8 protein-coding genes are annotated in these 13,838 nt (G+C 63.8%); 3 read left to right on the forward strand and 5 right to left on the reverse strand.

The features are described 5' to 3' along the window. Nucleotides 1-296 precede the first annotated feature (296 nt). From JFN93_RS07250 to JFN93_RS07260, 3 genes are read right to left on the reverse strand one after another with little or no spacing between them, the layout of a single operon-like run. A complete protein-coding gene (locus tag JFN93_RS07250) occupies nt 297-752 on the reverse strand; it encodes a nitrous oxide reductase accessory protein NosL (protein ID WP_199383342.1) in 456 nt (151 codons plus the stop codon). Nucleotides 753-765: 13 nt separating this feature from the next. Beyond that, a complete protein-coding gene (locus JFN93_RS07255; protein WP_199383343.1) occupies nt 766-1,272 on the reverse strand; it encodes a hypothetical protein in 507 nt (168 codons plus the stop codon). Between the two features lie 50 nt (nt 1,273-1,322). After that, nucleotides 1,323-2,816, reverse strand: a complete 1,494-nt coding sequence (locus JFN93_RS07260) for an NYN domain-containing protein (protein ID WP_199383344.1) — start codon at nt 2,814-2,816, stop codon at nt 1,323-1,325. 629 nt (nt 2,817-3,445) lie between these two features. On the opposite strand from JFN93_RS07260, the gene JFN93_RS07265 reads away from it, so the two are divergent. Both JFN93_RS07265 and JFN93_RS25765 read left to right on the forward strand, forming a co-directional pair. Next, the gene (locus tag JFN93_RS07265; protein WP_199383345.1) at nt 3,446-7,198 is read left to right on the forward strand and encodes a PAS domain S-box protein; all 3,753 of its coding nucleotides are present in this window, start codon (nt 3,446-3,448) and stop codon (nt 7,196-7,198) included. 570 nt (nt 7,199-7,768) lie between these two features. Beyond that, nucleotides 7,769-9,502, forward strand: coding sequence for an MEDS domain-containing protein (locus tag JFN93_RS25765; RefSeq protein WP_199383346.1), 1,734 nt, complete (start codon nt 7,769-7,771; stop codon nt 9,500-9,502). 95 nt (nt 9,503-9,597) lie between these two features. On the opposite strand, the gene JFN93_RS07275 is transcribed toward JFN93_RS25765, so the two are convergent. Then, a complete protein-coding gene (locus tag JFN93_RS07275) occupies nt 9,598-10,500 on the reverse strand; it encodes a GGDEF domain-containing response regulator (RefSeq protein ID WP_199383347.1) in 903 nt (300 codons plus the stop codon). Nucleotides 10,501-10,560: 60 nt separating this feature from the next. After that, nucleotides 10,561-12,738 carry a PAS domain-containing sensor histidine kinase gene (locus JFN93_RS07280; protein ID WP_199383348.1) on the reverse strand — a complete coding sequence of 726 codons (2,178 nt, stop codon included), beginning with the start codon at nt 12,736-12,738 and terminating at the stop codon, nt 10,561-10,563. A 219-nt stretch (nt 12,739-12,957) separates the two neighbouring features. Between JFN93_RS07280 and JFN93_RS07285 the strand changes: the two genes are divergently transcribed. Next, nucleotides 12,958-13,740, forward strand: a complete 783-nt coding sequence (locus JFN93_RS07285) for a dienelactone hydrolase family protein (protein ID WP_199383349.1) — start codon at nt 12,958-12,960, stop codon at nt 13,738-13,740. The last annotated feature ends 98 nt before the right edge of the window (nt 13,741-13,838 follow it).

The raw sequence follows: 13,838 nt of genomic DNA on the forward strand, positions 1-13,838 counted from the left end.
TTTTCATCAACCCGGCAGCAGCAGCAAAAGGGCCGGTCGAAATTTCGACCGGCCCTTTGTACAGGTAACTTCCTCGTTGTAGGTCCGTCCTTTGATCCCCTTCGACACAAGGGAACTTCAATCCACTGCATAACCCGACCAGAGAGCGCCTCTCGCGCCTCTCGCGCCAGGAGGCCTACCCTGTGGGAGCCCCTTTCCAGGCGCCAATGACCGCGCCCCCGGTCCGGCAGCCGGCAGCCCCGCCTACGGCGGTCCGCGCCGGAATTGCCCCTCACCCGGGGTAAAGGCGCGCAGGGTTATTCCAGCCCCGCATCCTCACGGGCGGCATGCAGCGCTTTTTCCCAATCGACCCGGCTGCCGCCGTGCTCCTGCACGAAATGCTCGGCCGCCCGCTGATCGGCGAACGCCCACTTGGGGCGGCGGGTCATCACGCCGCGCTCATCGCCGCCGATTACCCAGTAGGCCTTGGCTGCCGCAACCAGCTGCCGCGTGTCATGGTCGGCAACGAGCAGCTCCTTGACCGGCGTCTGCTTTTTCTCGTCGATCTTGAAAACCGCGCAGTTCAGGCTGCAGGTTGCTTCCTGGGTGCCATCGGCAAACCGGACCAAAGCCCTGCTGTAGCCGTAGGTCAGGCGGTCCATGCCGCAGAAGGCGCAGGAGCGGTGGTCGGCGATGTCGTCGGCCCAGAGTGTGACACCGGCCATCAGCGTGAAGGCCAGCACAGTAAGAAACCAAATCCTCCCTCTTCTCATCCTTCTCCTCCCTCTAGAGGATTTCTTCCTTGGTGCCGCCTTGGGGGTTGCTCTTTCGTTCGGCCCGCGACCGCATGATGGCGATCGCCGCCTTGGCTCCCTGCAGCGGAAACCGGAACACCCGGAACTCGTCGGTCTGCAGCGGGACGGCGAATCCGATCCGGGTCGCGCGCTTCACCATGCCGTCGATCTCCTCGAAATCAGCAAAGACATAGCGGTAGGAACCGTTTTCCAACTGGCCGTCGCAAAGGACCTTGAGCGGTGCGGAGCCGGCATCGGAATTGGCCAGGACGGTATAGGAATCGCCGGAGTTGCAGCGGGTCTCCATCCCGATGAGCCAGACGCAGGTCCCGTTGCCGGGAAAGCAGAATTCGCCCAGGAGCGCCCCGCTGTCGTTGGTGGTGGCGGCATAGAGCACGTTGTCGGTGGTGCTCTCGGTAACCCATTTGCCGAACTCGGCACCAAGGGCCGGGCCACAGGAGAGGACCGAGGCGAGGAGGACTGCGGCGATGACTTTCATGGATGACTCCTTAGGGCCGGCGCGGCCTGAGCCGACGATCCAACCGAATCTCAAGGCTTCCCGGTGATCCAGGCGCGTACCGACGCGGTCTCCTCGTCGGAGAGGAAAATCTGGGAACTGCGGCAGAGGTTCAGCACGTTCTCGTAGAATTTCTGCGCCAGGAGGGGGGCCTCCTCCTGCCCCTGCTGGAAGCGGTAGCGCATGTGCCCCAGGCCGAGGAGCACGAAGTTCACGTGGCTGCGGGCCACCGCCGCCCCCTCTTCGGCGCAGCAGTCGCGCACCGCCTTGGAGGTTCGGTTCAGGCTGTAGCCGTTGGCGTTGACCTCGTTGGCCAGGCAACGGAACAGGATCTGGTAATGCTCGGGGGGAAGCAGCGGCGTGTCGGTGATGTTATGGATCTTCACCTGCAGCGAATCCATCTTCTCCTCGGGAGCCTCGTGGATGGTCCGGTCGAAGAGAAACCCGGAGGAGAGCGTCGAGATCTCGACCCCGGGGAGGTTCAGATGCGCCAGCAGGGCCTTGAAGCTGCCGCTGCCGTACCACTGCGACTCGCTCACCCGGGAGCCGAACTTCATCCCGAGCAGGTATGCCATCTTGGCGAGCACTACCGGCACCGACGAGGAGCGGACCGTCTCGATGATGAACTCCTCCATCCGCTGCTTGGTGTCGGCGTCCAAGCCGGGCTCGGCGGTCTCGGCCGGCTCGGCCCCGGCACTCTCCACCTCGGGCGCCGCGCAGCCGATCTTCCACGGGTCATCGTCGATGAGCACCAGTTTCGGGCTGGCATGGACCAGTTCCACCGCCAGCCGGCGCAAAGTCCCGAAGCCGAGCCAGTTGGTGTCGCGCCCGAACTCCTTGAACTCGCGGAAGATCCGGGGCAGGTCCGCAGCCTGGACCGGCCCCGACTCCTGGACCACCTCGTGGACCCGGGCCCCGATCCGCTGCACGATGGAGGGGGAATTCGCCTCGGTGGCCGGGCTCCCCAGCGGCTGCTGTTCGGTCTCCAGCTCCACGAAGCCGATACCGGCGGTGATGAACTCGTCCAGGTCGAAGACATGATCGCCGGAGGCTTTGTAGGCGGGGGAGGCATACCCGGCGGCAAGCACCGAGGTGCGCCGGTCGTGCTTTCGGAGCTTGATGAGGACCGGGGTGAAGTCGGCATCGCCGGAGAGGATGATGAACTCGTCGATGGAGGGGTAGTGGTGCAGGGTCTCCAGGATGTCCATCACCATGTGGACGTCGGTCGAGGTCTTGCCGCGGCTGGTCAAGGGGGGGCAGTCGATCACCTCGAAGGCGGACTTGGTGAAATAGGGACGGAAGTCGGCGAAGGAGGAGGGATTCAGGTAGCAGCGCCGGATCAGGATGCGCCGCTCGACCGCCCCCCCCACGACCACGTTCGGTTTCGACTCGACCAGCCAGCGCAGCCAGCGCTCCGGGCGGGTGGCGAACGCCTTGGCGAGATCCTGGTCCTGGTTGTTGAAGTTCAGATAGATGTTGTCGAAGTCGACGAACAGCGCCGACCGGATCATGGTTGCATCGGACATGAAAACTCCTGTCAAAGGCTTTGCGCGGATAGGGTAGAAGAGCCTGCGCCATCGGTTTAGGAGGTTGCTCCTCCTTTATATGATGTGCAGAGATCAGAATCAAGTACCGTGTGGCAGGAACAAAAGAAATGCAGGCCATCAGGACAACGTCGTCATGAAGCGGAGGTGGCGTTTCGCAAAGATCGCGGCAACCCACCTGGAATATCGGACCGGGGGAGGAGGTAGGGGCGCGGCACGCTTGGCGCCCGTCGGCCCGCTGGGGATTTGTCAGATAACAGCGGGGCGTTGCCGCCTTCGGCGGTTCGCGCCTGGAAAGGCGCTCCCACAGGGTAGGCAGCGACTGGCACGTTATCGGCCGCGGGAATAAGGGGCACTGAATCGCGACCGGAAGCTCGCTCCTTCCGGGATGGCATATCACACCTTACCTGCGGCTTGGGAATCCGTTCCGAGGCAGACGAGGCCGCCTTGGCACGTGCCGGCCCAGGTCTCGGCGCCAGCGACCAGGAATTCCGGAAGTAAACGGAATCTTTCCCCAATTGTCGGATTGACAGAGATCCCGCCGCGCGATTATAGTACGTTCCAATTAACCACCCGCTAGAATAGATCACCCTCACGCCGGGAGCGCCATGATGTCTTTTAGATTCCGCCACGTGCTGCCCCGCGCGCTCCCCCTCTTCGCCCTGCTCGCCCTTCTATTTTGCTCCGTCCCCGCCCGCGCCCTGGAAAAGGCGACCGTGCAGCTCAAGTGGCTGCCCCACTACCAGTTCGCCGGCTACTATGCCGCCCAGGAAAAGGGATTCTACCGCCAGGCCGGGCTCGAGGTCACGATCCGCGAGGGGGGGCCGGACGTCGACGTGGAAAAGACGGTCCTCTCCGGCAAGGCCGATTTCGGCATCGGAACCTCGGCGCTGTTGCTCAACCGCGCCCGGGGCGAGGACCTCGTGGTCCTGGCCCAGATCTTCCAGCACTCCCCCGCCGTCTTCCTCGTCCCCAAAAGCGCCGGCATCCACTCCATCAGGGAGATGAAGGGGCGCCGCTTCATGTACTGCGCCCAGCACGGCGACATGCTGGCGGTGCTCAAGAAGTTCGGCATCGGCGAGAAGGACATCCGGATGGTCCCGCACCGGGGGAACCCCGACGACCTGATCGCCGGCCGGGCGGACGTCATGATCGCCTATAACTTCAACGAACCCTTCGCCCTGGAAAAGGCCGGGGAGCCCTACCTCACCTTCTCGCCGATGAGCGAAGGGATCGATTTTTACGGGGACAACCTCTTTGCCACCCGCGCCTTCATCGAGAAGAACCCGAAACGGGTGCAGGCGTTTCGCGAAGCGACCCTGCGCGGCTGGCGCTATGCCATGGAGCACAAGGAGGAGGTTGCCGACCTCATCATCGCCAGGTACGCCCCTGCCGCCAACCGCGAGTGGCTGCTGTTCGAGGCCCACCAGATGGAGTACCTGATCCAGCCCACCCTGGTGGAACTCGGCTACCAGAACCCGTCCCGCTGGCAGCATATCAAGGAGGTCTTCGTCAGCCTCGGGATGCTGCCGCACGACTTCGACCCTCTTCCGGTGATGTACCGTCCCCAGCAGGTCAAGGACTATCGCCTCCTCATCACCACCATCCTCGTCTCGGGGACCATCATCGCCATCCTCGCTTTCGTGGTCGGGCTCTTCCTCAGGCTGAACCGGCGCCTGAAGACGGCCAACCGCGAACTCGCCTTGAATGAAGGGCGGATGCGCCTGATCTTCGACGTCTCGCTCGCCGGGATCCTGATGGTCGACGCAAAGGGAACGATCACCGTCGCCAACCAGCGGATGGCGGAGCTTTTCGGGATTCCCCTCGACCAGTTGATCGGCAGGAGCTACGCAAGCCTGGTCCATCCGGAACAAAAGGTGACCGGGACCCAGGCGATGCAGGACCTGATCCAGGGCAAGATCGACCGGGTCTTCACCGAGCGCCGCTACCTGCGTCCCGACGGCAGCGACTTCTGGGGCTTTTTGAGCGGCCGCCGCCACGAAGCCCCCGACGGCTCGCTGCTCGCCCTGATCGGGGTGATCACCGACATCACCGAAGTGAAGCGGGCCGAATTCGCGCTCAAAGAGAGCGAGCGGCGCTACCGGACCCTGTTCGACATGATGCACGAGGGGTTCGCCATCAACGAGATCATCTGCGACGCGGCGGGCCGGCCGATCGACTACCGCTTCCTGGACGTGAATCCCGCCTTCGAGCGCCTCACCGGCCACTCCCGGGCCGGCTCGGTCGGCCGCACCGCACGCGAAATCCTTCCCGGCATCGAAGAGCAGCGGATCGAAACCTACGGCAAGGTCGCCCTGACCGGAGAGCCGGCCGAGAGCGAGAGCTATCTGAAGGAGCTCGACCTTTACTTCCGCACCAAGGCATACAGCCCGGAGCCGGGCAAGTTCGTGGTGATCTATGAGGACGTCACGGCCCAAAAACGCGCCCTGCGTGAGGTCCGGGAGCGGGAGGCCAAGCTTCGGGTGATCCTGGAGAGTTCCCAGGCCGGCATCGTCACCATCGACGCCAGCGGGATCATCACCTACGCCAACGGGAGAGTCGCGGAACTGCTGGGCTACCCCTCCGAGGAATTCGTCGGCACCCCGTACGCCGACCACGTCTGCGCCTCCCAGCGGGAGGAGGCTGCCCGCGGTCTCGACGCCATCTTCACCGGCGCGAAAAGCCGCCTCAGCACCGAGCGATGCTACGTCCGCAAGGACGGCACCCTGCTCTGGGGATACCTGACCGCCGGGCGCGTGGAGGCCGACAGCGACGGCCGGGTGAGCATCCTCGGGGTCATCACCGACATCTCCGACGTCAAGCAGGTGGAAAGCGACCTGAAAGAGAGCCGGAGCTTCCTCTCCGACCTCATCGAATACAGCGGGATGCTGATCGCGGTGAAGGATCGGGACGGCCGCTACGAGATGGTGAACCGCAAGTGGGAACAGGAAACGGGCATTCCCCGGGAGCGCTGCCTGGGTAAAAGAGACACCGAACTCTTTCCGGGCAGCGGCGAGGCGTTCCGGAGAAACGACGGCGACGTCTTCACCAGCGGCCGGAGCATCGTCCGTGAGGAGGTCCTGGACGGGCCCGGCGGCCGGCGCTACTTCCTCTCCTCGAAATTCCCGGTCAAGGGAAAAGACGACGCGATCCGCGCGGTCTGCGTGATGACCACCGAGATCACCGACCGCAAGCGGGCCGAGGAGGAGCGGCTCAAGCTGGAGCAGCAGTTCCTGCACGCCCAGAAGCTGGAAAGCCTCGGGGTGCTGGCCGGCGGCATCGCCCATGACTTCAACAACATCCTGACCGCGATCCTGGGCAACGCCGACCTGGCCCTGATGAAGGTGCCCAATGAGTCGCCGGCCACCGACAACCTGCACCGCATCGAGCGGGCCGCGGCCCAGGCCGGGGAGCTGGCCAAGCAGATGCTCGCCTACTCCGGGAGAGGGAAGTTCGTCATCGAGCCGCTCGACCTGAATCAGCTTCTGGAAGAGATGCTCCACATGCTGGAGGTCTCCATCTCCAAGAAGGCGGCGCTCAGACTCCACCTGGCCCGGCCGCTTTTGAGCGTGGAGGCCGACGCCACCCAGCTGCGCCAGGTGATCATGAACCTGGTGATCAACGCCTCCGAGGCGATCGGCGACCAACCCGGCGTCATCTCCATCACAACCGGCTGCATGGATTGCGAGCACTCCTACCTGAACGACGTCTGGGTCGAGGGGGATATCCCGGCCGGAAGGTACGTCTTCTTGGAAGTCGCCGACGACGGCTGCGGCATGGACCGGGAAACCATGGCCAAGATCTTCGACCCGTTCTTCACCACGAAGTTCACCGGCCGCGGCCTCGGGATGGCGGCGGTATTGGGGATCATCCGGGGCCACAAGGGGGCGGTGAAGATCTACAGCGAGCCGGGCCGGGGCAGCACGTTCAAGATCCTTCTTCCGGCACTGGAAAAGGAGGCCGAACCGGCGGCCGCGGGAACCGCACCCGAAAAGTGGCTTGGCGAGGGGACCGTGCTTTTGGTGGACGACGAAGAAACGGTGCGGGCGATCGGCCAGGAGATGTTGGCCGCGCTCGGCTTCGATGTGATCACCGCCAACGACGGGGTCCAGGCCCTGGAGATCTACCGGTCGCGCGACGACATCCGTTTCGTGATCCTGGACCTCACCATGCCGCACCTGGACGGCGAGGAATGCTTCCGGAAACTGCGCCAGATCAACCCGGACCTAAAGGTGATCATCAGCAGCGGTTATAACGAGCACGAGGTGACCCAGAAGTTTGTGGGGAAGGGGCTCGCCGGGTTCATCCAGAAGCCGTACAAGCTCTCCACCCTGCGGGAGGTGATCGGAAAGCTGGAACGATAACGGGGAAGGGTCCCAGCACTTTTAACGCCGGCATCTGAGATGATGCCGGCGTTTTTCATTTCGGCCGCCATCCGGCGTGTAGGAGCGACATTCCTGTGGCAAGAGTCTCTTTGAATCCAAGGTGGAAGCTGCCTTACGCGGTGGAGCCCCTTTCCCGGTGCCAATACCCTTCCCCGCCTTCGACGGATCGCGCCAGGAATGGCGCTCCCACAGAAACAGGTAGCCGCGGCAGGTTTGCAAGGAGAGACAGCCTGCGCAATGGAATCTCATGATTAAGCCGCGGCAGCTGCCACCCGGCAGGAGCCCCTTTCCCGGCGGGAACAGCCCTGCCGTTGTCCCGTTTTTTTCAGGGGGCATGATCCCGGAGGTTCGGCCTTGATTCTCCCCCTTAGGAAAAGGGGGGATGGGGGGATTTGCCTTTCGCGAGGTTGGCCGGGCGGGGAACCATTTCGTTAACGAAAAAGCGGCTTGCCCGCTGACCATGAGGCAGGAGATGTTGTCATTTTAATGTGGTAGACTGGGGGTACCGCAGCGATTGGCCTTAAGGTTCAACCGGCAAGGAGACCACCGATGCTCCATTCCAGTGACCAGAAGATCAAGAAGCTCATCAGCGAGATCCGGCTCCACGACCACATCGCCCTCATGTACAGCGCCCCCGAGGAAAAGATGACGGTCCTGGTCCCGTTCGTCATGGCCGGGCTGGAGCGAGGGGAACCCTGCTTCTACATTGGCTCCGACGAAGATATCGCCGCGCTCGATGCTGCGCTGCGGCAGGAGGAGACCGACCCGGACCAGGCCCGGAGCAGCGGCCTTCTGCTCACCGTGCCGGCCGAGGATTTCCCGGTGCCGGGCCCGCTTTCCGGCACCGCTCCGGTCATCGAACGCCTGGAAACGGCGGCCGCCGAGGCACGGGCGGCGGGGTTCCCGCTGCTGCGGCTGTGCGACGAGAAGGTCTGGGTGCTCAAGCACGGCCTCTCCAACGAGACCCTCATCGAGTACGAGGCCCGGATGAACGACCTGACCCGCGGCAACGACATCATCGGGTTGTGCATCTACGACCTCACCCTCTTCCCTCCCGAGACCATCCGCGACGTCATCCGCACCCATCCCAAGGTGGTCATCAGCGGGATCATGTGCAGCAACTTTTCCTACCTCCCCCCCGAAGAGTTCTTCGACGAGGAACGGGCCGACTTCGAGGTCCGGCACCTGCTGCAGGGAATGCTCTCCAACGAGGCCAAGATCGGCAATCTGCAGACCCAGAAGAACCTGTTCGGGGCGGTGTTCGACAACCTCCCCGAGGGGGTTTACGTCAAGGACCTCCAGGGTAGGTACCTTTTAATCAACAAGGCCGGGGCTGAGTTTTTCGGTAAAACGGTGGCGGAAGTGCTGGGGCGGACGGTCCACGATCTCCTGGCGCCGCAATGGGCCAATCTGATCCAAACGGCGGACCGGCGGGCCCGTCAGGCCCAGGGGCTTTTAAGCGATGAGATCACCTTCGAGGCCGCCGGGGTGACCCGGACCATCCTCGCCATCAAGGGGGTTTTTCGGAGCAGCAACGGCGCCCCGACCGGGATCTTCGGGATCTCCCGGGACATCACCGAGCAGCGCCGCATGGAACGGGAACTGGCCGACTACCAGGAGCAGCTCCGATTCATGGCGTCGGAACTTTCCCTGAACGAGGAGAGGCAGCGGCGCCAGATTGCCTCGGTCCTCCACGACCAGATCGGGCAGACCCTGGCCCTGGCGAAGATACGGATCGAGGCGGTGAAGCGCGTCGTGGAGGGGGTGAAGGGGGGGCAGCGGCTGTCCGTGGACCTGGCAGGGATCGGGGAGTTGCTGGACCGGGTGATCCAGCATTCGCGTTCCCTCACCGACCAGTTGAGTCCGCCGGTACTTTACGAGCTCGGGCTGGAAGCGGCGGTGGAGGCACTGGCCGACGAGTTCCAGCGACAGCACGGCATCGAGATCACCTTTTACGACGATGCCGCCGACAAGCCTTTGGACGACGACCTGAGAGGGCTTTTGTACCAGTCGGTGCGGGAACTTCTGGTGAACATCGTGAAACACGCCCATGCGAGCCGGGCAACGGTGTCCCTGCAGCGCGAGGGAAAATTCCTCACCATCAATGTCGTCGACGACGGGGACGGGTTTGACGAGAAAGAGAAGATCCGGGTGGGGACCGGGGCGGGATTCGGTCTCTTCCGGATGCGGGAGCGTCTGAAGCACTCCGGCGGGCGGTTCCGGATCGAGACCGCCCCCGGGCTGGGCACCCGGGTCATAATCGCGGCACCGGTTAATCAGTGAACCAGGAAACAATGATCCGTAAGGATCAGAATAAGCAAAGGTACAACGTCTGTCACCAAGACCACCCCGCCGCCATTGTTTCATTGTTTCATGGTTCATTGTCCCGCCTCCACCCTGTTCCGCCCCCTCTCCTTGGCGCGGTACAGGGCGTGGTCGGCCTCGCGGACCAGCGTTTCAGCATCGACGCCGGCGCCCAACGAGGCAACCCCCAGACTCAGGGTCACCGGTAGCTTGCCGGCGCTGGTTTCAAAACTTTCCCGCGAAATGGACTTTCGCAGCCGCTCGGCAAAGGCGACGGTGCAGTCGCGACAGCATTGCGGCACCACCAGCATAAACTCTTCGCCGCCGTACCTCCCGATGAAGTCATAGGTCCGCGCCAGAACCTGCATCCGATGCGCCACCTGGCGCAGCACTTCATCCCCCACCAGATGCCCGTAGGTGTCGTTGATCCGCTTGAAATGGTCGATGTCGGCCATGATCACGCTGACGCACCCTCCCACCCGCTCCTCCCGGGCCAGCTCCCGGCGCAGGATTCCCCGGATTTCCTCGTGGTTCCAAAGGCCGGTGAGCGAGTCGTGACTCGCCTTGTGCCGCAGATATTCCCGCGCCTCCACGAGCTCGGTCTGCAGTTCGATGATCCGGATCCCGGCCCGCAACCGGACCCTCAGCTCGTTCACCTTGAGCGGCTTGGTCAGGTAATCGTCCGCCCCCGCCTCCATTCCGAGCACCAGGTCCTCCTCACGCTGCTGCGAGGTCAGGAGGATGAGGTAGGTGTAGGGTTCCGCCATCTCGTCCCGCACCTTGCGACAAACCTCGATACCGGTCAGGCCGGACATCATCCAGTCCAGAATCGCCACCCGCGGGGAATCATCCGACTGCAGCGCGACCAGGGCCTCTTCACCGCTCGCGGTCGCCGTTACCTCGTACCCCCACTGTTCCAGGATCTCGGCAAGCAGGCGCCGGAAATGGTCGTCGTCATCGGCGATGAGGATTTTCATTGCTCCTCCCGGTCCCGTGCCCAGCCGGGCCGGGCCTTAACAGCTGCAGCACCCATTTTGCTATCCCTTGGTAACGCGCTCCGCCGCGGGGGAGCCGCCTGGTTGGCGGTGACCCGGCGACTTTTTTCCCGGCTCCGGCGGGAGGGTGAAGTAAAAGATCGCTCCCTGCTCCGGCGCACCTTCCGCCCAGACCTTCCCGCCGTGGCGCCGTACGACCCGGTCCACCGTCGCGAGGCCGATGCCGAACCCCCGATACCGGTCCGAGCCGGCCAGGCGCCGAAACGGGATGAAGAGCTGGTCGGCTTGGGTCGCGTCGAACCCCTTGCCGTTGTCCCGGACGAAATAGACCCGCTCGCCGGCAATCTCCCGCTGGCCGAACTCGATCACCGGATGCTCGCGCCCCTCGGTGTACTTCCAGGCGTTGCCGAGCAGGTTTTCCAGGATGGCCCGCGCCAGTTTCGGGTCCGCATCGGCGACTGCTTTTGGTTCCAGCTTGAACTGGACCTCCCGGCGCGGCTCCGTCATCCTCAGATCGGCGGCGACCTCCTCGGCCAGCTCGGACAGGTCCACCTTTTCCCTCTGAAAGTCGCTCTGCGAGGCCCGGGAAAAGGTGAGCAGGGAATCGATCAGGTCGTTCATCGCGAAGACCTTGGCGTAGGCGATGTCGAGGTATTCCTGGCAGCGCGCCCCCAGCCGCTCGCCACAGAGCATCTTCACCGCCTGGCAGGAGGTGCTGATCGTATTCAAGGGCTGCCTCAGGTCGTGGGAAACCATCCGGTTGAAGGCTTCGAGTTCCTGGTTCGCCTCCTCCAGTTCCGCCACCCGCTTGGCCAGGCTTTCGTTCAAACGCCGGACCTGCTCCTCGAGCTCCTTTCGCTGCGAGATGTCGAAGATCACCGCGACCCAGCCGTCAACGCTCCCCGACGCATCGTAGGTGGGAACGTACCTCGCGGAAACCCAGCGGGGACCGGTTCCGGCGTATTCGATGACGCTCTCGTAACTCACCTCTTTTCCTGCCAATACCCGTTCGATGTAGGGCGAGACCGTCGCATAGGCCATCTCGCCGATGATGTCGGCGAGGTTTTCTCCGGCGAGTTCCTCCACGTCCCGGTCGATCCAGCGGGCGTACTCGGCACTGATCCAGTTACAGTGGCGGTCGCGGGTGCAGCGGACCACCCCGACCGGCATGGTGTCGGTCACCAGTTGCAACTGCTCTTTGGCCGTCCGCAATTCGTCTTCGATGCGCCTCCGTTCGGTCACGTCCCGCACGGTGAGCACCGCCAAAAAAGGATTGCCCTCCCGGTCGTGCACCAGGCTGCCGCTGTAACTCCCGATCCACTGTTTGCCGCTGCCAATCGACTCGACCTTGACCTCCTGCTCGGTGAACTCTTCCCCACGCAGCACCCGGGCTAATGGCCAATCAGCGAGCGGTACCGGTTCACCGTCGAGACGGGTGAGTCGGAACAAATCCTGGTAGCTCTCCAGGTGCCGCCGGACCTCGTCCAGGGAAGAGGAGTCGTGCAGGGCCAGGGCGGCCCGGTTCATCCGCAGCACGTGTCCTTCCAGGTCGCCGATGATGACCCCCTCCCGGATCCCGTCCAAAACGGCCTCCAGTTGGATCAACAAACGCTCCGACTCCTCGGTACGCCGCGCCAGCGCCTCGTTCGCCTGCTTCAGTTGGAGGTTGGTATCGGCAACCTCCTCGGAACGGGCAAGGAGTTCCGCGTCGAACTGCGGCACCCGCAGAGCGGCTTGCCGGCTCATCTCCGCCTCGCGTTCGCGCCGTTGCGCCCGCAGCACGGCCACGGTGACATCCTGTGCCCGATGGACGACGTGGGTGAGCTTGCCGTCGGGACCGAACACGGGGGAGTTGATCGCGCTCCAGTACCGCTCCTGGAAACGGCCGTCCGCCGCCGGTATGTCGTAGCGGACCACTTCCATGACGTCGGTGACCCCTTCGGCAAACACCCGGTCCAAGGAGGTACGCAGGGTGACCCAACCGCGCGACACCTGGTCGTCGGGAAAAACCTCATCCAGCTTGCGGCCGATCAGATTTTCCCGGCTGATGCCGGAAGTGCTGACGTAGACGTTGTTGACGGCGACGATGCGCCGCTCTAAATCGAGCACCACGCACGGGTCGGGGGTGGCCTCGAAGAAAGCCTGAAAGTTCAGGGCGGAGGGTTCCTTATCTTCTTCGCGATGGTTCTTTCGGTGGATCCGGTACAGCGGCCTGATCATTGCCAACTCCCCCTCGGTTCGCTCCCCTTTGACCGCCGGGCGGCCAACCTCCCCCTCAGTATGAACTTGCCCGCGCCGCAGTGTCAAACATCGCAGAATCAACACGTTGCCCTTTTCTAACCTGCAGAAAACATGAGGTCCTGATCTTGCCGACCACCGTTCCTGCGTTACCATGACTCCATCCGCAATCCTGAGAAAGCTAACCGGAGGAGGTTAATCATGAAACACTGTCTATGGGCATTGCTGATGGTCCTGGCAGCACAGACTGCCGAGGCACGCATAGTAACGAAAACGGTCGAATATCAGCAGGGAGGGACGACGCTGGAGGGGTACCTTGCCTACAGCGACACGGTGAAAGGAAAACGCCCCGGCATCCTGGTAGTTCACGAGTGGACCGGGGTTGGCCCGTACGTCAAGCATCGGGCCGAGCAGCTGGCGGCGATGGGATACGTCGCCTTTGCCGCCGATATCTACGGCAAGGGGGTCCGCCCCGCCACCCCGGAACTAGCCGCCAAGGAAGCAGCCAAATACCGCGGTCCGGACCGGACCCTGATCCGCGCCCGCGCCCAGGCCGGACTGGACCAGCTGGCCAGGTTCCCCCAGACCGATCCGAAACGTCTTGCGGCGATCGGTTACTGCTTCGGCGGCACCGCGGTACTGGAGCTGGCGCGCAGCGGCGCCGACGTGCTGGGCACGGTGAGCTTCCACGGCGGGCTCGATACGCCCAATCCGGCCGACGCCTCCCGGATCCGCGGCAAAGTCCTCGCCCTGGCCGGCGCCGACGACCCCATCGTGCCGCCCCCCCAGGTGGCCGCGTTCCAGCAGGAGATGCGAAACGCCAAGGTGGACTGGCAGATGAACCTCTACGGCGGGGCGGTGCACAGTTTCACCAACCCCGATGCCGGCAACGACCCGTCCAAGGGAGTGGCTTACAATGCCAAGGCGGATCGCCGGTCGTGGGAGGCGATGAAGGCCTTTTTCGCGGAGATTTTCGGCAAGTAGCACGCCAGCTGCGTGGGCACCCCGTGCCCACGCAGCAATCCGTCCACCAGAAAGGGCCCGGGGAGGCGGCTTCTCCCCGGGCCCTTCTTGCGTCCGGG

It is taken from the genome of Geomesophilobacter sediminis (assembly GCF_016458275.1).
GTDB lineage: Bacteria > Desulfobacterota > Desulfuromonadia > Geobacterales > Geobacteraceae > Geomesophilobacter > Geomesophilobacter sediminis.